Source organism: Rhizobacter sp. P1_G5 (assembly GCF_056405435.1).
The window spans coordinates 1-574 of record NZ_JBFUCB010001202.1 but is presented as its reverse complement, the minus strand read 5'-3'; the positions used below and the strand labels follow the sequence as shown (position 1 = coordinate 574).

Here is a 574-nt window from a genome sequence, read left to right as displayed (position 1 = left end):
GGACGGGCCCGACGGGCGGCCGAACGCGGTGTTGGGGCCGGAGCGCGGCGGCGCCATCGGATCCGCGCGGCGCGCCGGCGGCAGCGGCTCGCGGCGTTCGCGCGGCGGGCGGGCCTGGGCCTGGAAGGGGGCGGGCGCTTCGTCACGGCGCGGCCCCGACGGTCCGATCGGCCGCGGTTTGCGGCCGGTCGGCTCCGGGCGGGACGGCTCGCCGCGGCGCGTGAACTCGGCCGGCGGCTGGTCGCCGAAGCGCTGGCGCAACTGCTCCTGGTAGCGCGCCTCGCGCTCGGCGCGATCGGCCTGCGCCTGCGACAAGGTCGGACGCTTCTTCATGCCGGTGCTGCGCAAGGGCGCACGGGCCGGTTTGTCGGGGGYGGACGAGCCCGCGTCTTTCTTCAGTTTCAGCGTGGCCATGGCGGATCCAATCGGAATCCCCGATTGGAACACGCAGGGCTGCATGAGCCCGGCGCACTGCCGAAAGGGTGATCTCCATATTTTCTGCACATCCCCTCTGAAGACTGCGACGCGTCAAGCGCAACAGAGATCAGGGGGATTCATGCTGGACATCACCAGA

Annotated in this window: 1 pseudogene; it reads right to left on the bottom strand. The window is 71.9% G+C overall.

Features of this window, described 5'->3' with window-relative positions:
• Window positions 1-414: pseudogene (locus AC1D12_RS34970) on the bottom strand (hypothetical protein); the annotation flags it as partial.
• Window positions 415-574 lie beyond the last annotated feature (160 nt).